Below are 1,027 nucleotides of genomic sequence, written 5' to 3'. Positions count from 1 at the left end.
CTATTACGCCGAGGACGCGAAGCTGGGCTTGCTGCTGACGGCCTCGTCGATTGCCGCCGCGCCGAAGCACTGGCGCGCGGACTCGGCGAACCGCGTGTTCCTGCTCGACCGCGAAACCGCCTGGCTCGAAGAGCCGGCGACGCCGCCCGTGGCCGGCGCGCAGGATGCGCAGGCCGAAGACACGGCCTATGTGATCTACACCTCCGGCTCCACCGGCAAGCCCAAGGGCGTGTGCGTGCCGCACCGGGCCGTGGCCAACCTGATGGAGACCATGCAGCGCGAGCCGGGCATCCATGCCCAGGACCGCCTGGCCGCGGTGACCACGCTCTCCTTCGATATGGCCGTCCCCGAGGTGATGCTGCCGCTGGCGGCGGGCGCCGAGATCGTCATCGTGCAGCGGGAAGTCGCCATGGACGGCAACCGGCTGCGGGCGCTGCTCGACTCGGAAGCGATCACCATCCTGCAGGCCACGCCCGGCATGTGGCGCCTGCTGCTCGACGCACAATGGTCGGGGCAGCGCGGCTTCCGGGCCTGGATCGGCGCCGAGCCCGTGCCGGCGGATCTCTCGCTCGAACTGCTGGACCGCACGACCGAACTGTGGAACCTCTACGGGCCGACCGAGACCACSGTGTGGTCCACATGCTGGAAGGTGCCGCCGCAACCGCAGGCCATCTCGATCGGGCGGCCGATCGCCAACACCAGCGTCCACGTGCTCGACGCGTGGGGCCATCGATGCCCGGCCGGCGTTTCCGGCGAGATCTTCATCGGCGGCGACGGCGTCACGCTGGGCTATCTCGACCGGCCCGAATTGACCGCCGAGCGCTTCATCGCGGACCCGTTCAGCCCGCACCCCGAAGCCCGCCTGTACAAGACCGGCGACCGGGGGCGCTGGAGCCACGAGGGTCTGCTCGAACACCAGGGCCGGCTCGACTTCCAGGTGAAGGTGCGCGGCCACCGGATCGAACCCGGCGAGATCGAGGCCCGCCTGCAGACGCATCCGGAAGTCTCGCAATGCCTGGTGATGGCG

At 70.1% G+C, this 1,027-nt stretch carries 1 protein-coding gene; it reads left to right on the top strand.

Annotated elements, in window-relative coordinates:
* A partial coding sequence (locus AC1DTN_RS37305; protein WP_477925121.1) for an amino acid adenylation domain-containing protein occupies window positions 1-1,027 on the top strand: 1,027 nt, incomplete at both ends.

It is taken from the genome of Rhizobium sp. 01T444, assembly GCF_056398305.1.
This window is presented reverse-complemented; position numbering and strand designations above follow the sequence as displayed.